Raw genomic sequence first — 19,473 nt, forward strand, 5'->3', positions numbered from 1 at the left:
CCGCCATGTCACAAGATCCTTTTTTGGAACGTGAAGCAGAAAAATACGAATCTCCTATTCCAAGCCGCGAATACATCTTAGACATTATTTCCAAACACACTGCACCGGTAAGTCGCCAGGAACTGGCACAAGAGCTGAATCTGACTAACGATGAGGAGCTTGAAGCGTTACGTCGTCGTTTACGGGCTATGGAACGTGATGGTCAACTGGTTTTCACGCGCCGTCAATGTTACGCCTTGCCGGAAAAACTGGATTTATTGAAAGGCACAGTCATCGGTCACAGGGATGGTTATGGTTTCCTGCGGGTAGAAGGCCGTAAAGACGATTTTTATCTCTCTGCCGAGCAGTTAAAAATGGCTATTCATGGTGATGTCGTACTGGCACAGCCACTACCTTCTGATCGCAAAGGGCGTAGTGAAGCGCGTATTGTCCGTGTGTTGGTACCCAAGACCAGCCAGATTGTTGGCCGCTATTTTATTGACTCCGGTATGGGTTTTGTTGTGCCGGATGATAGTCGTTTGAGCTTTGATATCCTGATCCCGAAAGATGAAAATAGTGGCGCCCGCATGGGGAACGTCGTTGTCGTTGAGTTGACGACACGTCCAGCGCGCCGTACAAAAGCTGTTGGTAAAATAGTTGAAGTGCTGGGTGAAAAGATGGGAACGAACATGGCCGTGGAAATTGCCCTGCGTACTCATGAAATTCCGCACAGTTGGCCGCCGCAGGTGGAAAACCAAGTGGCTTCCCTGAATGAGCAGGTACCGGAATCCGCGAAAGAAGGTCGCGTTGATCTGCGTGATTTGCCATTGGTGACAATCGATGGTGAAGATGCCCGTGACTTTGATGATGCCGTTTATTGTGAAAGAAAGCGAAGCGGCGGCTGGCGTTTATGGGTTGCTATTGCTGATGTCAGTTACTATGTCCGCCCACAAACGGCATTGGATACAGAAGCCCGCAGCCGGAGTAACTCAGTTTACTTTCCATCTCAGGTTGTTCCCATGTTACCTGAAGTGCTTTCCAATGGCCTCTGTTCTCTGAATCCACAGGTTGACCGCCTTTGTATGGTGTGTGAGATGACGGTTTCAGAGCAGGGAAAATTGTCATCCTATAAATTTTACGAAGCAGTCATGAATTCTCATGCACGCCTGACCTATACCAAAGTATGGCGTATGTTGCAGGGTGATGAAGAGCTGCGTGAGCACTATAAACCGTTGGTTCAGCATATTGAACATTTACATGGGCTTTATCAGGCGTTGGAAAATGCCCGTGAACAGCGGGGCGCAATCTCCTTTGAGTCAGAGGAGGCGAAGTTTATCTTTAACGCTGAACGCCGTATTGAACGCATTGAACCGGTTGCCCGCAATGATGCTCATAAGCTGATTGAAGAGTGCATGATTCTGGCGAATATTGCGGCTGCACGTTTCGTGGAGAAAAACAGCGAACCGGTGCTTTACCGCATTCATGATCGGCCAAGAGAAGAGAGCATTGTTAATCTGCGCTCTGTTTTCGGTGAATTGGGGTTAACTCTGCCGGGTGGTATGCAACCAACACCAAAGGATTATGCGCAACTGATGCAGCAAGTGGCTGAACGCCCGGATCGTGAGTTATTGCAAACCATGTTGCTGCGTTCAATGAAACAGGCAATTTATGACCCGGAAAACCGCGGTCATTTTGGTCTGTCATTGCATTCTTATGCGCACTTTACCTCACCTATCCGCCGTTATCCTGATTTGGTGCTGCATCGGGCGATTAAATATCTGCTGGCGAAACAGCAAGGTGTTATTGAGCAATGTGGGACACCGACTGGTGGATGGCACAGCGATATGGAGCATATGTTGCAACTGGGCCAACACTGTTCTATGACAGAGCGCCGTGCCGATGAAGCTACGAGAGATGTCGCCGATTGGCTTAAGTGTGACTTTATGCAGGATCAGGTGGGCAATACCTTTACCGGAATTATCACCAGTGTGACCGGTTTCGGCTTCTTTGTTCGTTTGAATGATCTGTTTATTGACGGCCTGGTACATGTTTCCACATTGAATAATGATTATTATCATTTCGATAATGTTGGTCAGCGTTTAATTGGTGAGTTTTCTGGTAAAACTTTCCGGTTGGGAGATGAAGTTGAAATCCGCGTGGAAGCTGTCCATATGGATGAGCGTAACATTGATTTTAAACTGCTCTCCGTTAGCCGGGAAGCCCGAAATGTCGGTAAGACAGCGCGTGACAGGGCGAAAAAAGCAGAACCTGGTCGTAAGAATAGTAAGAAAGGGCGTAGTTATAGCAAAGAGGCTAACTTTGAACCTGATGGCGCTTTCCATAAAAAGAAATCTGTGGATAAGCCTAAAGGAGATAAGAAAAAGGGTAAGAACCTTTCAGCCAAAACACAGAAAATTGCTGCTAAATTCAAAGCTAAGCGGGCTAAGAAAAGCGCAGATAAATAATCAAAGGGCTATCCTGCTTCTTCAGGATAGCCTGAATATTTTAGTCTCTTGAATACATTGAGCCTGATGGATGGGTTCATGGTATGTCAGTGCTGTATGACAGTGAAAATAAGAAGATTATGAGTGAAATTATCTACGGTATTCATGCCGTTAAGGCTTTACTGGAGCGCGATCCTCAGCGTTTTACGGAAGTTTATGTACTGAAAGGGCGCGAAGACCGCCGTCTGACACCACTGATTAATGAACTGGAAAATATCGGGATGACTATCCAACTGGCAAATCGTCAGTGGCTGGATAATCAGACGGAAGGTGCTGTGCATCAGGGGATTGTTGCTAAAGTAAAGCTAGGTCGTCAGTATCAGGAAAATGACCTGCCAGATTTGCTGTCACAAATAGAAACTCCTTTCTTGCTGGTGCTTGATGGTGTGACAGATCCACATAATCTGGGGGCTTGCCTGCGCAGTGCTGATGCAGCAGGTGTACATGCTGTTATTGTACCCCGTGACCGTTCCGCCCAGCTTAATGCCACTGCGAAGAAAGTGGCATGTGGAGCTGCGGAGAGCGTACCGTTTGTTCGTGTCACCAACCTTGCCCGTACTTTGCGTTTGTTACAGGAACACAATATTTGGGTGGTGGGTACAGCAGGAGAAGCTGACCATACGCTACATCAGAGTAAACTAACCGGTCCTATGGCGCTGGTGATGGGGGCTGAAGGGGAAGGTATGCGTCGTCTGACCCGTGAACACTGTGATGAATTGATTAGTATTCCAATGGCGGGTTCGGTCTCATCCCTGAATGTGTCTGTTGCAACGGGTATTTGCCTGTTTGAAGCAGTGCGTCAGCGGAGTTCGCAGTAACCCATAACATAAAGCGTTACCCGCTCCTTGAGTTTTTTATATGAGGCGGGTATAGTTACGCGTCAATTTTTCAGCCGCACTTAAACAAGTTCCTTGCCTCCATGGGCCGCGGTTGACCCTGACAGGAGGCTGAATAATCCGTAAGGAGCAATTCTAATGCGTCATTACGAAATCGTTTTTATGGTCCATCCTGACCAAAGCGAACAGGTTCCGGGCATGATCGAGCGTTACAGTGCGACTATCGCTAACGCGCAAGGTCAGATTCACCGTCTGGAAGACTGGGGCCGCCGTCAACTGGCTTATCCAATCAACAAACTGCACAAAGCTCATTACGTTCTGATGAACGTTGAAGCGCCGCAGGAAGTGATTGATGAGCTGGAAACTAACTTCCGCTTCAACGATGCCGTTATCCGCAGCATGATTATGCGCGTTAAGCACGCGGTAACTGAAGCATCTCCAATGGTTAAAGCCAAAGATGAGCGTCGCAGCCGCGATTACTCTATGGAAGACGCCGGCGTTGATGCTGAAGAAGCTGGGGATTCTGAAGAGTAATAACTGTGACAACTAATCGTTTGGTGCTTTCTGGCACAGTGTGCAAAGCCCCCATTCGAAAAGTCAGTCCTGCCGGCATTCCTCATTGCCAGTTTGTACTTGAGCATCGCTCACAGCAGCAGGAAGCCGGTCTAAGCAGGCAAGCATGGTGCAGAATGCCCGTTATTGCCAGCGGACAATTGTTACAAGTTTTAACTCACAGTATAACGGTCGGCAGTCGATTAACCGTTTCAGGATTCATTAGTTGCCATCAAGGTCGCAATGGTCTTAACAAACTGGTTCTTCATGCCGAGCAGATTGAATTGATAGATTCTGGAGACTAGCCAAATGGCACGTTATTTCCGTCGTCGCAAGTTCTGCCGTTTCACCGCGGAAGGCGTTCAAGAGATTGATTATAAAGACATCGCTACGCTGAAAAACTACATCACCGAGAGTGGTAAAATTGTACCAAGCCGTATTACTGGCACCCGTGCAAAATACCAGCGTCAGCTCGCTCGTGCTATCAAGCGCGCGCGCTACCTGTCTTTGTTGCCTTACACTGATCGTCATCAGTAATCGGCACAGTCCATTAACGACTCTGAGAGGATAAGGTAATGCAAATTATTCTGCTTGATAAAGTAGCAAACCTGGGTAGCCTGGGTGATCAAGTTAACGTTAAACCGGGTTATGCCCGTAACTACTTAGTACCACAGGGCAAAGCTGTTCCTGCGACTAAGAAAAACATCGAATTCTTCGAAGCTCGTCGCGCTGAACTGGAAGCTAAACTGGCTGACGTTCTGGCAGCGGCGCAAGCTCGTGCTGAGAAAATCAGCGCACTGGGTTCCGTTACTATCGCTTCTAAAGCGGGTGACGAAGGTAAACTGTTCGGTTCTATCGGTACCCGCGATATTGCTGATGCAGTGACTGCCGCAGGTGTTGAAGTATCTAAAAGTGAAGTTCGTCTGCCTAACGGTGTTCTGCGTACCACTGGTGAACATGAAGTTAACTTCCAGGTACACAGCGACGTATTCGCGAAATTGAACGTTAACATTGTTGCTGAAGCTTAATCTCTGATTGACTGATGCTAACAAGTAAAAAACGCTGGCAATGCCGGCGTTTTTTATTGTTTCAACGCACTATTATCTCGTTAGTCTATAAAATTTCCGTGGGTAACTTATATTGCATTGGATATTAATCCGACTTATTTTCTATTGGTTATCTTTATTTTTAACTTATCAAAACAGGGTTTTTATTGCGTATTTCTCTGTAATTTTGTCTTTTAGTTTGTTTTTATTATCATTGATTTTTGGTTTTTTATGGTATAAATGTCATCAATTATCATATTATTATCTATAAATAATTGGTTTCGTGTTTTTTATTATCTAATAATATGGCATTGCTAATCCCGTTGTGATGAGTGATCTTTTATCAGATATTCTTATCTATTCTTTCATAAATCTGGTTAATTACAGATATTATTATTTCATAATAATTTAAAAATATATTTTTATATAATTACAAATATTATATTTATAATGGTGGTTTATCTGATGTTATAAATAAGATTCCAAAATAGCGCTACATCTTATGCTACTCATAATTCTATGTATAACAATGGGTTGAAGAAGGTCATGTGTAGCAGAATTATGAAACGTTATTTATAAGAATATGGGAAATTAATGATATATATTCTTATTATTAAACAATAATATCAAAAATTTATATGGAGTTTTCTTTATATAACTGTCAGAGTTGACAGTAGACTTTTAGGTGTAAATTTATAATTATTAGTTGTGTTGATTACTCATTGTGTGAGAACACAAGTAAATGAGCTTATTTTTAATAGGAGTTAGATTCTTTCTAAGAATTATTCATAAAATAGGTAATTTCATCAATAGATTAATAGATATATTAGATATAAAAGTACTTTATTTGTTAATAAAAATACCTCGTCATCACTGTATGTTCTTCACATTGACCAAAAAATGAGAGATAAAACGGATATGAAGCTAGGTAAAAATATATTACAAACTATAGGTAATACCCCTGTGGTTATGTTGGATGGCAAATATACTAAAGGTGTTAATGTTTTTCTTAAAATGGAGAATATTAACCCCGGTGGAAGTATTAAAGACCGTATTGCAGTCGCTATGCTGGAAAGGGCGGAAGCCCAGGGAGAATTGAAGCCAGGAATGGTGGTTATTGAACCATCATCGGGTAATACTGCTATTGGTTTGGCAATGGCGTGTGCTGTTAAGGGTTATCGATTTATTGCTGTTTTAGACCGCATGGTGCCGATAGCGAAACGCGATAAAATCAGAGCATTTGGTGCAGAAATTATTTTCCTGCCAGAATTTGAAGCCGGAGTGGATACTGTCAAATATCGTATTGATTTAACCAAAGAGATCATAAAAGCCTATCCGAATGCGTTCAGTCCCATGCAATTTGAAAACCAGGTTAATCCTGATGAACATTATCATTCCACAGGGCGTGAGTTATATGAAACCTTTGGCGATAATTTGACGGCTTGTTTTTCTACGGCAGGAAGTTGTGGAACCCTCACAGGGATTTCTCGTTATCTGAAAGAAAAAAATCCACAAGTACGAATTTATGGTGTTGAACCTGTTGGATCGATTATTTTCGGTGGAGAGCCAGGAAAATATCTGGTGCAGGGAGCTGGGTTGGCATTTATACCAACTATTCTCGATTGCAGCAATATCGATTTTACTTTGAAAGTGGCAGATATTGACGCATTCCGTATGGCAAGAAAATTAGCCAGAAATGAAGGTATTCTGATTGGTGGGACGGGAGCCTGTGCGGTTAGTGCGGCACTGGATCGCCTGGATGATTTTAAACCTGGAGATAATATCGTTGTCATTATTCCTGATAGTGGAGAGCGTTATATAGACACGATTTATAACAATACCTGGCTATTTGAAAATAATTTCTCAGAGCTCATTGAAGAAAGTACGACAGAATCTGGGTTAGAAGAAATTATTATAAGCATGGGGTGCACGCTAAATGAATTCTGATAGTGTTTTGGTGATTTACTATAATCGCCGCTATAATCCTCTTATAATAAGAAGTCTTAAATCTGAGTTTAAAGAGGTTATTACTCTTTATATTGATGAAGGACAAGTAAGAGACATTGAAGATATTGAATTGGAATGTATGGTTGCCGGTGCCGATAAATTTATTTATAAAGATTATCGAATGCAGTTTGCTGAAAATTTTCTTTCAAAAGCAATAAAAGCCAACGCTATTTATCAAAATGGTTATTATCTCAGTGCCGCACTTTCCCGGCCTGCAATTGCTGAAGCCGCCGTTGAAGTAGCCAATGAGCTCAATATTGATTATATTGCACATCAATTCAGAGGTAATGATCAAGCCAGAATGGATATGAATATAGAAATTCTGAACAAAATTCCTATTTCTTCGTTAAGAGATTTTAAATACGATGAAAATATCGTAAATAATTATGCTACCCAATATGGTATTCCTCAAGAATTTGGTTGTAATAATCCCTATTCTACCAGTGAAAATATATGGGGATTGAGTATCGAATGTGGCCCATTGGAAGAACCAGAAACATTGGTTCCTGAGGATGTCAAAGAGAAATTATTTGAGCGGGCGCTATTGGCCACTGAGCCAATATCTTTGTCATTAGGTTTTGAAAATGGTATACCTCTATTGCTTGACGGCGAGAAGAAATCATTAAATGAAATCATTGAAATATTAAATGAAATTGGTAAAAATCTATCAATTGGTATTTTTGATATTGTTGAAGATGGCATTGTAGGTTTGAAAACGCGAGCAATTTATCAATCACCTGCTGCACATATCTTAATTACCGCTCATCGTGATTTGGAGCTCTACTGTAGTAATCGTAATGAAAACTGGTTTAAAGAAATAATTGATAAAAAATGGGCTGAACTGGTTTATTCCGGGCTTTGGTATGATCCCTTATTTACTCATTTGAACCAATTTATTGATAGTATGAATCAGCATGTCAATGGTGAGGTCAAACTTGAATTAGGTTATAAATATATTAATGTTTGCTCCCGTTCTTCAAAGAGCAGCATTTATGATCATAATTTGGCGATATATAACTGTGGGCATTTATATAGTCAAAGTGATGCAGAAGGATTCGCAAAAATATTTAATATTCATACTAATCAAAGTGTTAAATCCAGAGTGAGGAAAATATTATGATTAAAGAATTATTAATGTGTAAACCTGATTTTTACGATATTGAATACGTTATTAATGACTGGATGGATCATAATAACAAAGTGAATAAGAGATTAGCACAACAACAGTGGGATTTTCTTTATGAGAGACTGACTGAAAGAGGTATTAGTATTCGCACTATCGATCCTGTTAACGGTTTGCCTGATATGACGTTTTCAGGAGATTGTGGCATGGTGCATAATAATAAATTTCTTGCCAGTAATTTCCGGCACGCTGAACGTCAGGGAGAAAGTCAGTATTATATAGATTATCTAGAAGATCTGGGTTATGAGATACATCGTGTTGATGAAGATATCTATTTTGAAGGGCTTGGAGATGTTATCTATTGGGATAATGACATCATATTTGGTTATGGTCCTCGCTCAGATAAAGAAGCAATAAAGACAATTCAGAAAGTATATCCAGAACTTAAAGTCAAAGGTGAGCTGCATATTCAGGATAACACTTTCTTCCATGTGGCTTTGGCATTTTCATTTATTGACAAAGATACTGTTGTTTATTATCCGGAGGCATTTACTAAAGAAAGTCAGGATTATATTTCTAAAACCTTTGAACGAAGGATCCCAATATCAGAGCATGATGCCAAAGAATTATTTTCCTGTAATAATATCCCAATAGGAAAAGATATTTTAATGCATGATTGTTCTATTGAGGTTGAACGACAATTAAATAATTATGGTTATCATGTTGTTAAGTGTAATATGGGTGAATTCTTAAAGAGTGGTGGTAGCTTGCGCTGCCTGGTATTAAAAATAAACTAACTATAATGAGAGGATAATAGGTCATGTATATCTTAGGTATAAATTCTGTTTATCATGAATCAGCAGTTTGTTTATTAAAGGATGGAGAAACTATTTTTTCCATTGAAGAAGAGCGGCTAAATAGAAGGAAACACGGAAAGCCGGCAAATATTGATAATCCTGATGAACTGCCATTGGCTTCAATTGAAGTCGCATTAGACTTTGCTGGTATTAAATTGGAAGATGTGAGTCATATAGGGTTTTCTATCGATCCGATAGAACGAAGAAAGTCAGTCTTTATTGATGAAATTAAGAATGAAGGCAGTTGGGGAAGTGTTTCGGGTGAGTCAATTTTCTATCGTAAAACGACTTCAGTGCCCGAAATTTTGCAATCGATGGGATTTCGTGGTCAATTTCATTGGGTACCTCATCATACAGCTCATGCGGCATCGGCTTATTTTGTCTCGTCATTTGATAAAGCATTAACGTTATCACTTGATGGTGTGGGAGAGGATAATACCGCTGGAATATATTTGGGCGATGGCAATAGCCTGAAAAAAATTAAAACTATTGAATACCCTAATTCAATCGGTTTTATGTGGGAGAAATTGGCAGAGTTCTTGGGTTTCTCTGTATACGATGCTTGCAAAGTAATGGGAATGTCTGCTTATGGCACGCATGAAGGTTTTATGCCGGCATTCAAACAATTAGTCAAGATTTATGATAAAGGCGAGTTTACTATCGATAATACTATTCTCAATTTCCGCAGTGAAGATTTTTCTAAATTAGAATCTTTGTTTGGCATTGAGAAAAGAGTTCCTGGTGGAGAAGTTGCACAGGAATATTATGATATTGCCGCCTCTCTTCAGGAAATAACTGATGAGATAGTTTTAAATATGGCTCGTTATCATTTACAGGAAACAGCAACGAATAAGCTCTGTCTTGCTGGTGGCGTTGCATTAAATTGCATAACAAATAAACGGTTGTATGAAGAGTTGGATATTGAAGATATCTTTGTACAACCTGCCGCGCATGATGCGGGTACTGCTACAGGTGCTGCGTTATTTATTTGGCATCAGATTCTTGGAAATGAGCAACGCTATCCTCTGCCTCACACTTATTGGGGGGTTGAATATAGTGATGATGATTACCAGCGTAGTTTGAGTGAATATGGCTTGGATTGGACATATGAAGAAAATATTCATGAGGTCGTCGCAGGCTTACTGGCTGAAAATAATGTGATTGGTTGGTTCCAGGGGCGGATGGAATTTGGGCCGCGGGCACTGGGTAATCGTAGTTTGCTGGCAGACCCGAGAAATAAAGATATCCGGGATTTAATGAATCGTAAAATTAAGCATCGTGAAATGTTCAGGCCATTTGCGCCGAGTGTATTGCGCCAGCATGTCGCTGATTGGTTCCATGTTCGGAAAGAATTGCCTGAAGCTGCAAAATATATGTTGTTGGCGATGGATGCTAAAGTCGATAAAGCATCGCAAATTCCAGCCGTCGTTCACGCAGATGGCACTGCCAGAGTCCAGGTGGTAGATAGTGAAGCAAATTCAGGTTATGCTCGGTTGATTGAGGAATTTTATCTGAAAACAGGTGTTCCTTTGTTGCTGAATACCTCTTATAACGATAGTGAACCGATTGTTTGTTCTCCTGAGGATGCTATTAAAACTTTCATGAAAACAAATATTGATTATTTAGTTTTGGGGAATTATTTGATTAAATCGATTCATTAAAATTTGCGTAGTAAAAGTCTATCCTAGTAGGCGTAATTGATAAAATCAGTTTGAGTATTGCCCAGACTCAATTTGATAAATAAAATAGCCTAATGGGATAGACAATAAGGTTGAGGTAATACTAATGATACACAGGATCATACTGGCTCGCTTTTTTTCTGTTTTTTCAGAGGCATTTGTTATGTTTGCTGTGCCTGTATTAGTGTATACCTCAACTAATAGCGCTTCACTTGCATCTTTTGCTTTTGGGCTTGAACGGTTATTCAGAGTCATTTCACTTCCTATTTCTGGTTGGATGGGTGACAGGATGCATACATTGGTTATGTTATTCCTGAGTGATATTCTACGTTCATTGGTTTGTTTATTCCTTTTTATTCTTTCATTTATATATTCAGATAATAATATTGTATATATCATTATTCCTCTCTCATGTGTTTTGTCTTTTTTTAGTGGCGCGGGATATGTCAACCTCGAAGGTTTCGTCTCTAAAAACATTAATGCAATAGAGTTACCTTCTGTTAACTCTCGTTTGCAATTTGTTGAACAGTTTACCTATATCGCAGCCCCGGCGGTTGTTGGTGTGCTGGTTTATAAATTCAGTGTTTATGCCGTATTTGCATTTGCTTTTTTTCCTTTCTTAATTAGCAGCTTCATATGGTTTCAGCTACAAAGGAAAAATCAGATTGCAGAACATGCGAATAGAGAAGGTTATAATCTGCCTGCGATTTTTAAATTCCTGATGGGAAACCCGTCGCTGCTGCGGGTTATTAGCCTGACATTTCTGATGAATGTGATGCAAGGGGCTATCTTATCAACGGCTGTTTATGTTATTACCAGTGTTTTTTCGCAACCGGAGGAGGGTTATGCCCGGCTTTTGGCTTATGCAGGGGTGGTGAATTGTTGTGTCTTCTTTGTTGCTCCGAAATTATGCCGTATTTTTGATGTGCGTATCGTTGGCGTGACGGCTTTTCTTATTGCGTTGTGTGGTCTGACATTATTCGCTACCGGTCCGTTATTCGTTATTTATACATTGGGTTTCTTGCTGGTCATTGGTTCGGAAGGTTGTTTCAATCTTTTTTCCCGCTCTTACCGGGCAAGCCTTATTCCGAAGAAGAATTTTTCTCAGTATCTCGGTGTTGTGCTTGTTTTGAATCAGGTAGCGACACCTTTAACCAGTTTCATTTGTGCTAATTTGCTGAACTATTTTTCCTACAATAGTATCTATTTGATATTCTCTGTATTTGTTTTATTGATGTTCGTCATTATTAATCCTTATCGTTCACTTAAATTCAATTTGCATAATAGTTAATAATGGAGGAAATATGAGTTCGAAAAAATACTTGTTAGTCCTTGATTATCTTCCGGCAAGACTGAATGAAATCGTTAATATTCGTGACTATATTCAGTATAATTATTCCCTTGAATTAGTGATTATTAGTGATATGTTGTCCGGTGAAGAGAAAAATATCACCCCATTTGTCTATCATATACCTGTACGGACAGAAAATTATATTGATAAAGTAATAGGTGTTCTTTCTGAACTTGATATGACATGTGCCGCTATTCTTCCCTTTATGGACGCGGTGTCCGGATATGCTGCTGTTATAGCGAAGAAACTGAGTGTTTATGGTGATGATCCTGAATTAAGTTTCGCGGGTATTGAGAAATTTCAGTTCCGTCAACAAGAAACCCGTATCTCGCCACTGCTTGCGGCCCAGCATATTAAAACCCCTCGATACAGTTTCATTAATGATATTAATGAACTGGAGGCGTTTTATGATTCTGTTCCGTATGGTGTGGTCATTAAACCTAATTGTGGCCGGGCAAATTTCGGTGTAGTGGCAATTAAAGATAGGAATAAAATCCCAACTGCTTTTGCTCAATCTGTTGCGCAGTCTGGTGGCAATCCAATTCTTGCAGAGGAACTTATTACTTTCGATACAGAATATTCGTATGATGGTATTGGTTGTATGGCTTTTTTAACGCAGAAAGTTTCTCAGAAAGGTGAATATCCTGTTGAAATAGGGCAAATAGTTCCTGCGCAATGTGATGGAAGGAATGCTATTGCATTACATAAAGCAGGGCAAGTAATTAACCTGATTTCAGGGCAGACTCTCGGCGCATTCCATAATGAGATTAAGCAAGATAGTAAAACGGGAGAAACTTTCCTGGTTGAAACTAACCGTAGACCAGCAGGTATGCGTATTTGGGATATGGCGAATCGGGTATATGGTATAAGCTTGCAGGAAATTTGGGTTGATCACTTAGTTAAAGGATTTAGTGATCGAATGATATTACCCGAAGCGAAGGGGAGAGCATTCTTGATTAATTTGCTTGCAGGTAAAGATGGAAAAATTAATGATAAATTTAGTAAAACAGCAGTAAATAGATTATTGTTAGTATCTATTGATAATCTTCTGGGAAAATTACATTATGATATTATTTCAGTAAAAATTAATTTAGACAAAAATTCGCTGGTTTACGAAACACCAAAGAGCAATAATGATTTCTGTGGTTATGTTTGTGTGCATATAAATGACGAGCATATCAAATGTGAATCCCTGATGAATGAAATTAATGATGCCTGGAGAGATATTTTGAAAAATTATATTTTATAATTTCATATGATTAGAGCCTCGTTTTGGCTCTAATTGTTATATAATCAGGTTGTATGCTATTGCTTTAGCAACCGCTGCGACTTTATTGGGAACAACTAATTTCTCCATAATATTATTGATATGGAAATTAACTGTTCTTGTTGAAATTTCTAGTATATTGGCTATTTCAGCAGAGGTTTTTCCTTCACAAGTCCACCTTATTACTTCGACTTCTCTTGTGGACAGTGTTGGGACGATTATTTGATCCTCTTTATTCTTTAAGTTATTGAACGTTTCCACGCATTCATTTGCTAATATACCTAACATGCCTGCTTTATTAAGTATCTCATTGTGAGAAATGGCGCCTTCTTTTCGGGCGACTGAAAAAATTGATCTTTCTCCATGAGAGCCTTTTATTTTAATTGAGAGACTATTTTTAACTTCGTCTATATTTGATTTTTTAATCATAAAATCAGAGTTTTTTGATATTTTTTCATTACAAATTGAAGGTATGGAGAAAGTATAATCACCGTTCATTAATTGGTCGCTATCGTGATTATTATTTTGATTATAATTGTTTGCGGTTTCTATATTTAAATTGGTTATTAAAACATATTTTTTTGTCGTGAATGGGTATTTTTCTTCCTGATAAATTGAGTAAAATTCAAAATCCAGATAATTTATCGCGTTTAACAATTTCTTTTCTAATTCCGGCATGGTCTTGGATTTCTGAATTTCTGATAAAATCTCATTAAATGACGTATTCATAAGATTTTCCTCATTGTATAATATTAGCAGTAGAATTAATTCTATATCAATAATATTTTATTTATATAATCAATTGGAAGTAAAAATATTTTAAAAGAATTTATTTGTATTATAACCTTTAAGAAATGAATATGCCACTTAGAGTTATACCGATTATTGAGTCTTATATATTGCGGCAAGACGTATCCTCCAGTGATATCTTCGGTTTACCCTGTTACATAGCACTGTTATGCTTGCAGGCCTAATTTAATTTGATCACAGGTATTTTCATGGCAAAACTTTCTTTTGACTCTATCGAAGCACAAGCAAGTTATGGGGTTGGCTTACAAGTCGGTCAGCAATTACTGGAATCTGGTCTGCAAGGTCTGGAGCCTGAAGCATTGCTGGCAGGGTTATGTGATGCGCTGGAAAGTCGTTCTCCAGCGGTGCCGGTTGATATACTGCATCGTGCTTTACGTGAGATGCATGAGCGTGCAGACGGTGTGCGCCGTGAACGCCAGCAGGCTATGGCAGAAGAGGGTCAGAAGTTTCTGGCAGAAAATGCCCAGCGCGATGGTATCAGTACGACAGAATCTGGTTTACAGTTCTCTGTACTAAAACAGGGTGATGGTGCAATTCCAGCCCTTACTGACCGGGTTCGTGTTCACTATACTGGTCGCCTGATTGATGGCACTGTGTTTGACAGTTCAGTACAGCGTGGCGAACCTACCGAATTCCCAGTGAATGGTGTGATTGCCGGATGGATCGAAGCATTGACCCTGATGCCTGTCGGTTCTAAATGGGAACTTTATATCCCATATGATTTGGCTTATGGTGAGCGGGGTGCCGGCGCATCGATTCCCCCATATAGCGCACTGATTTTTGAAGTGGAATTACTGGATATTCTGTAATTTTATCCAGAAATATGATTAAAAATAGCCGGTATATCCGGCTGTTTTTGTTTTGGTGATGGTAATAAAATTCTTACAATTCCGGCAGAAGATCGATTGATAATATAGTCTAAAATGATAACAGATAACTAACCGTAGAGGTGTATGATGCTAGAACAAGTCTGCCAACTGGCCCAGGAAGCTGGCGCGGTTATTATGACAATTTATCAGGATGAACATCCCCTGAAAGTTGATCATAAACAGGATGATTCACCGATTACTATTGCTGATATTGCGGCTCATAAAATAATTAAAGCCGGATTATCCCGTATCGCACCGGAAATTCCATTGTTGTCGGAAGAAGAGCCGCTAGCCTGGGAGGAGAGGCGTAATTGGAAGCGTTATTGGTTAGTTGATCCTTTGGATGGAACCAAGGAGTTTATTAATCGTAACGGTGAATTTACGGTTAATATCGCTCTGATTGATGGGGGAATTCCTGTGATGGGAGTGGTGTACGCTCCTGTGCAGGATACGCTTTATTTTGGGCAAGGAAGGCAGGCATGGAAAAAAACCTGTGGTGGTCAATGTTTGCCGATTAAAATTCGTGATGCTAATCCCCCAATGGTGGTAGTCAGCCGCTCTCATATGGATACAGAATTGGAGGATTATCTCAATCAGTTAGGTGAACATCAGACGGTTTCTGTCGGTTCTTCATTGAAGTTCTGCCTGGTGGCCGAAGGAAAGGCGCAACTTTATCCCCGTTTCGGGCCAACTAATATCTGGGATACCGCAGCAGGTCATGCTATAGCAATTGCGGCCGGTGCTCATGTGACAAACTGGAAAGGCCAGACTCTGGATTATACGCCTCGTGAATCATTCCTGAATCCAGGATTTAGAGTAACAATTTTTTAGCAAATAACGTCAATTTTGCTTAAGAGCAGTAATTTCAGAATCACGTAAATTCAAGCTCGGCTTTTTTGGTTGGAAGGTATAAGGTATAAACAATTAATCCCGACACAATTTCTAACAAAAAGCCGAGTATACTACGATACTTTGAGTGTTCATCTGGAAAATACTTTTAAGTTGGTCAACAACTGTTTCTATCAAAAAACGCTTGCGTAACATTATGTTATCCCAGCGTGATAAAGCTTTTGCTTTCATGTTGTTACGAGCATTCTTCATCAACATAACGCCTTCTCTGGCGAGTTCATCACGAAGATATGTTTGGTCTTAAAATACAGATGTATTAAGTTTGATCTTGATGCAATGAAAAGAATCAGGCGGCGTATTGATGAATTTATCCAGCGTGGGAATATTGCTGATTTTGCAACCATTCCACAATAAAATCAGCCACCTGTTCAGGCTGATTGATACTTAGTTGTGGCAAAGTGGTCTCCAATTTTTCATCACTGGCAACAGCAATTACATATTGATCAAGAAGATCGCTTAATGGGCGGTTAAGAATACGACGGTATAGTGCGATCTTATTGATTGGTTCACTCTTGAAGCCCTCGACCAGAATTAGATCCAGTGAATCTGGATCAAAGCGACTGGCAAGATAGCTCAAATCTAATTCCTGTGAATCTGGCGTTTCTGTCATTAATGCCCAGCGTTGTTGGCTGGCCACCAGCGTTTGCTCTGCACCAGCTTTGCGCAGTACATAACTGTCTTTGCCCGGTTTATCTACATCCATATCGTGATGAGTGTGTTTTATCAGACCAACCCGGATTTGCCGTTGGCGTAATAATGGGATTACTTTTTTGAGAAGCGTGGTTTTTCCTGTACTGCTGTATGCCGTGATGCCAAGTAGTGGAAGAGGTCTTGTACTCATTTTCTGGTCTCCTGCATATATTCCCAATTCCGGCAATCCTCTGGTGTGTTCAGATTGGTAAAAGCAGCTGGATTATCGTCAAACTGAACAGCTATTGCGCCGATCTTATGCATAAACAGCATCAGTTTGCGATCACCAGCAGCCAGATAATTTTCCAATTGACGGAGCAGACTACAGTGCAGTAAAGCGAGAGTAGGGTGAGCGCGATTGCCATCATCTGCATAGGCGGCTAATGCCTGCTGCTTGCCCTGCCATAAACGAGTGACTAAATCAGGGGGGAAGCCCGGTACATCACAAGGAACAAACACAATCCAATCGTGGCTGGCTGATTTTAGGGTTGCCAGCATTCCAGACAGTGGACCAGAGAAATCTGGTGTTAAATCAGGAACAACTTGATCACAACTTTGTCGGTAGATATCCAGATTACGGTTGGCGTTGATGATTAATTCATCTACCTGTGGTAACAGCTTATTCGCAATATGCTGGTACAGCGGTATCTTATTTAAGAGAATTAGCCCCTTATCATGGCCGCCCATGCGGGTAGCACGGCCTCCTGCGAGGATCGCACCGCTTATTTTTGGTTGCATAATGTTCAATCTATCAACTAAGACGGTTATTGTCCGCTAATATAACCTTTTTTTGCTTGGTTATTTGGGCTTCATCAAACGTTTTTCAGATAAGATCACCGGATAACTCGCTGATAAAATAACAATCTTTACGCTTATTGACAGAGCAATTCTTTCTCTGAATGGCTATCCCTGTTAATTTGTATAGGCTTTTGTCTATAAGGAATTTGGTGTGAAATATCACCGGCTGAATTTTTGCATAAGTTGGCGCGTTATTGTGCGTCCGTGGCGTTATTACAAATTAATCAAGAGAATAGAATGTGCTAACAAACCAGTCTGCTTTTAATTTCCGGGAATTAACACCGGATTTGATTATGGATGCATTGGTGCAGACCGGACTGTACATAGATTCCGGGCTGACAGAATTAAACAGTTATGAAAACCGTGTTTATCAGTTTACAGATGAAGATCGTAAACGTTATGTCGTGAAATTTTATCGGCCACAGCGCTGGGATCGGCAACAGATTCAGGAAGAGCATGATTTTTCCCTGGCGCTGCAACAGGCTGATTTGCCGGTAGCCGCGCCTCTGGTGTTTGATCAGCAAACTTTACTGACTTTTAAGGATTTCTTTTTTGCTGTTTTCCCAAGTATCGGGGGCCGCCAATATGAATCTGATAATCTCTTTCAGTTAGAAGATGTAGGGCGCTTGTTAGGTAGAATTCATCAGATTGGTCGTCGGCAAAAATTCACCTCTCGTCCAACTATCGGGTTAAATGAGTATTTGCACCAGCCGCGACAGTTTTTGGCTGCATGTGAGTTAATTCCTTCAGTACAGAAAGTGCAATTTTTGGCTATATTGGATGATCTGATAAACGCCGTAGAATCAAATTGGCGCGATGATTGGCAAATATTGAGGCTTCATGGTGACTGCCACCCAGGTAATATCCTGTGGCGTGAGGGAGCCTGGTTTGTTGATCTTGATGATGCGCGTAATGGTCCGGCAGTTCAGGATTTATGGATGTTGCTTCATGGCTCCCGTCAAGAACAGCTATTACAGTTGGATACTCTGTTGGAAGCCTATGGTGAGTTTACGGATTTTGACCCTAGAGAGTTGTCATTAATAGAACCATTGCGTGCTATGCGGATGGTCTATTATTTGGCATGGGTTGCCCGACGTTGGCAGGATCCTGCTTTTCCCAGAGCGTTTCCCTGGATGACAGATGCCGATTTTTGGTTAAAACAGACGTCACTTTTTGCTGGGCAGATTAAGCTGTTACAAGAACCCCCTTTGCAGCTTAGCCCAATGTATTAATGTTTATCATGGAGATATTTATGAAAAAGTTTTGGTTAGCTTTAGTTGGAATGGTGATGGCATTTAGTGCCTCTGCTGCTAGTTTTACCGAAGGAACACAGTATGTTGAACTGAAATCACCTGTGGCGAATCAACCACAGGTGCTGGAGTTCTTCTCGTTCTATTGCCCTCATTGCTATCAGTTTGAAGAGAGTTTTAAAGTTCCGCAGACTGTGAAACAGAATTTACCGGAAGGAACAAATTTTGTTCGTTATCATGTGGAATTCCTGGGGCCACTGGGTAAAGATTTGACTGTGGCCTGGGCAGTGGCAATAGCTATGGGTGTGGAAGATAAAGTGACTCCGCTACTGTTTGAGGGCATTCAGAAAACACAGACTATTAATACTCTGGCGGATATTCGCAATACCTTTATCAAAGCTGGAGTAACCGGTGAAGATTATGATGCTGCAATGAACAGTTTTGTTGTGAAATCCTTAGTTGTTAAGCAGCAAAAAGCCGCTCAGGACTTGCAACTACGCGGTGTACCAGCAATGTTTGTTAATGGCAAATATATGGTGAGAAATAATGGTATTGATGCAACTTCTGCTGATACCTATGCGAAATCATATTCAGACGTTGTTAACTTCCTGTTAAAGCAGAAGTAAGGTTGGTTACTGAAATAGAATAACATGAGCATGTGCCGGAGTGAGAAGCTTTGGCACAATGCGCGCCAGAAAGAATTTTTTGTAAGGCAAACTCTGGTTATATCCACAACTCTGTGATCTATAAGGTAATATGACAGTTTAATGACTAGGATTATAAGTCATTGATTTTTACCCACCGTTGATAAATTTTTTTTATCAACGGTCTATGCTTGAATGAAACCCGTAATATCTATACACAAAGTTATCCACAGAATTTATAGCAAAGTGTGAATATCTGGATCTGGCTTCAACAAAGAAAATTCACACAAAATTCGTTTCCT

Annotated in this window: 19 protein-coding genes and 1 pseudogene; 16 read left to right on the forward strand and 4 right to left on the reverse strand. The window is 40.5% G+C overall.

Going from position 1 to position 19,473, the window contains the following annotated elements; translation table 11 throughout:
• Nucleotides 1-5: 5 nt before the first annotated feature.
• From rnr to LGZ99_RS12180, 12 genes are all read left to right on the forward strand, one after another.
• Complete coding sequence (gene rnr / locus LGZ99_RS12125; protein ID WP_036839766.1) at nt 6-2,444, forward strand: ribonuclease R; 2,439 nt, start codon at nt 6-8, stop codon at nt 2,442-2,444.
• 119 nt (nt 2,445-2,563) lie between these two features.
• Complete coding sequence (rlmB, locus tag LGZ99_RS12130; protein WP_036839768.1) at nt 2,564-3,301, forward strand: 23S rRNA (guanosine(2251)-2'-O)-methyltransferase RlmB; 738 nt, start codon at nt 2,564-2,566, stop codon at nt 3,299-3,301.
• Between the two features lie 156 nt (nt 3,302-3,457).
• Nucleotides 3,458-3,853, forward strand: a complete 396-nt coding sequence (rpsF, locus tag LGZ99_RS12135) for a 30S ribosomal protein S6 (protein WP_021322929.1) — start codon at nt 3,458-3,460, stop codon at nt 3,851-3,853.
• Between the two features lie 5 nt (nt 3,854-3,858).
• Nucleotides 3,859-4,176: a primosomal replication protein N gene (gene priB, locus LGZ99_RS12140; protein ID WP_021322928.1), complete on the forward strand. Its 318-nt coding sequence runs from the start codon at nt 3,859-3,861 to the stop codon at nt 4,174-4,176.
• A 4-nt stretch (nt 4,177-4,180) separates the two neighbouring features.
• Complete coding sequence (gene rpsR / locus LGZ99_RS12145) at nt 4,181-4,408, forward strand: 30S ribosomal protein S18 (protein ID WP_000135199.1); 228 nt, start codon at nt 4,181-4,183, stop codon at nt 4,406-4,408.
• Between the two features lie 38 nt (nt 4,409-4,446).
• Nucleotides 4,447-4,899 (forward strand): 50S ribosomal protein L9, encoded by a 453-nt coding sequence (gene rplI, locus LGZ99_RS12150; RefSeq protein ID WP_021322927.1) that lies wholly within the window; start codon nt 4,447-4,449, stop codon nt 4,897-4,899.
• 936 nt (nt 4,900-5,835) lie between these two features.
• On the forward strand, nt 5,836-6,864 hold the full coding sequence (locus tag LGZ99_RS12155) for a PLP-dependent cysteine synthase family protein (RefSeq protein WP_021322926.1): 1,029 nt from the start codon (nt 5,836-5,838) through the stop codon (nt 6,862-6,864).
• Nucleotides 6,854-8,044 carry an argininosuccinate synthase gene (argG, locus tag LGZ99_RS12160; RefSeq protein ID WP_021322925.1) on the forward strand — a complete coding sequence of 397 codons (1,191 nt, stop codon included), beginning with the start codon at nt 6,854-6,856 and terminating at the stop codon, nt 8,042-8,044. The genes LGZ99_RS12155 and argG overlap by 11 nt, the downstream gene beginning before the upstream one ends.
• Nucleotides 8,041-8,844 (forward strand): dimethylarginine dimethylaminohydrolase family protein, encoded by an 804-nt coding sequence (locus LGZ99_RS12165; RefSeq protein ID WP_021322924.1) that lies wholly within the window; start codon nt 8,041-8,043, stop codon nt 8,842-8,844. The genes argG and LGZ99_RS12165 overlap by 4 nt, the downstream gene beginning before the upstream one ends.
• Before the next feature lie 23 nt (nt 8,845-8,867).
• Nucleotides 8,868-10,565 (forward strand): carbamoyltransferase family protein, encoded by a 1,698-nt coding sequence (locus LGZ99_RS12170; protein WP_023044179.1) that lies wholly within the window; start codon nt 8,868-8,870, stop codon nt 10,563-10,565.
• Nucleotides 10,566-10,689: 124 nt separating this feature from the next.
• Nucleotides 10,690-11,874 (forward strand): MFS transporter, encoded by a 1,185-nt coding sequence (locus LGZ99_RS12175; RefSeq protein WP_031280656.1) that lies wholly within the window; start codon nt 10,690-10,692, stop codon nt 11,872-11,874.
• Between the two features lie 133 nt (nt 11,875-12,007).
• Complete coding sequence (locus tag LGZ99_RS12180) at nt 12,008-13,183, forward strand: ATP-grasp domain-containing protein (RefSeq protein WP_262979149.1); 1,176 nt, start codon at nt 12,008-12,010, stop codon at nt 13,181-13,183.
• A 36-nt stretch (nt 13,184-13,219) separates the two neighbouring features.
• On the opposite strand, the gene LGZ99_RS12185 is transcribed toward LGZ99_RS12180, so the two are convergent.
• On the reverse strand, nt 13,220-13,930 hold the full coding sequence (locus tag LGZ99_RS12185) for a helix-turn-helix domain-containing protein (protein ID WP_023044183.1): 711 nt from the start codon (nt 13,928-13,930) through the stop codon (nt 13,220-13,222).
• 269 nt (nt 13,931-14,199) lie between these two features.
• Between LGZ99_RS12185 and LGZ99_RS12190 the strand changes: the two genes are divergently transcribed.
• Both LGZ99_RS12190 and cysQ read left to right on the forward strand, forming a co-directional pair.
• Nucleotides 14,200-14,820 (forward strand): BamJ family beta-barrel-assembly machinery protein, encoded by a 621-nt coding sequence (locus LGZ99_RS12190; RefSeq protein WP_036839715.1) that lies wholly within the window; start codon nt 14,200-14,202, stop codon nt 14,818-14,820.
• 147 nt (nt 14,821-14,967) lie between these two features.
• On the forward strand, nt 14,968-15,711 hold the full coding sequence (gene cysQ, locus LGZ99_RS12195) for a 3'(2'),5'-bisphosphate nucleotidase CysQ (RefSeq protein ID WP_021322919.1): 744 nt from the start codon (nt 14,968-14,970) through the stop codon (nt 15,709-15,711).
• A gap of 9 nt (nt 15,712-15,720) precedes the next feature.
• On the opposite strand, the pseudogene LGZ99_RS25010 reads toward cysQ, so the two are convergent.
• The 3 genes and pseudogenes from LGZ99_RS25010 to mobA form a co-directional block, all read right to left on the reverse strand.
• Nucleotides 15,721-16,017: pseudogene (locus LGZ99_RS25010) on the reverse strand (transposase); the annotation flags it as partial.
• Between the two features lie 79 nt (nt 16,018-16,096).
• Nucleotides 16,097-16,630, reverse strand: a complete 534-nt coding sequence (gene mobB, locus LGZ99_RS12205) for a molybdopterin-guanine dinucleotide biosynthesis protein MobB (RefSeq protein ID WP_021322917.1) — start codon at nt 16,628-16,630, stop codon at nt 16,097-16,099.
• Nucleotides 16,627-17,217 carry a molybdenum cofactor guanylyltransferase MobA gene (gene mobA, locus LGZ99_RS12210; RefSeq protein ID WP_036839718.1) on the reverse strand — a complete coding sequence of 197 codons (591 nt, stop codon included), beginning with the start codon at nt 17,215-17,217 and terminating at the stop codon, nt 16,627-16,629. The genes mobB and mobA overlap by 4 nt, the downstream gene beginning before the upstream one ends.
• 299 nt (nt 17,218-17,516) lie before the next feature.
• Between mobA and LGZ99_RS12215 the strand changes: the two genes are divergently transcribed.
• Nucleotides 17,517-18,509, forward strand: coding sequence for a serine/threonine protein kinase (locus LGZ99_RS12215; RefSeq protein WP_036839719.1), 993 nt, complete (start codon nt 17,517-17,519; stop codon nt 18,507-18,509).
• A 20-nt stretch (nt 18,510-18,529) separates the two neighbouring features.
• Nucleotides 18,530-19,153 carry a thiol:disulfide interchange protein DsbA gene (gene dsbA, locus LGZ99_RS12220; protein ID WP_036839720.1) on the forward strand — a complete coding sequence of 208 codons (624 nt, stop codon included), beginning with the start codon at nt 18,530-18,532 and terminating at the stop codon, nt 19,151-19,153.
• Nucleotides 19,154-19,473 lie beyond the last annotated feature (320 nt).

The sequence above is a fragment of the Photorhabdus temperata genome (assembly GCF_025384845.1).
Taxonomy (GTDB): domain Bacteria; phylum Pseudomonadota; class Gammaproteobacteria; order Enterobacterales; family Enterobacteriaceae; genus Photorhabdus; species Photorhabdus temperata.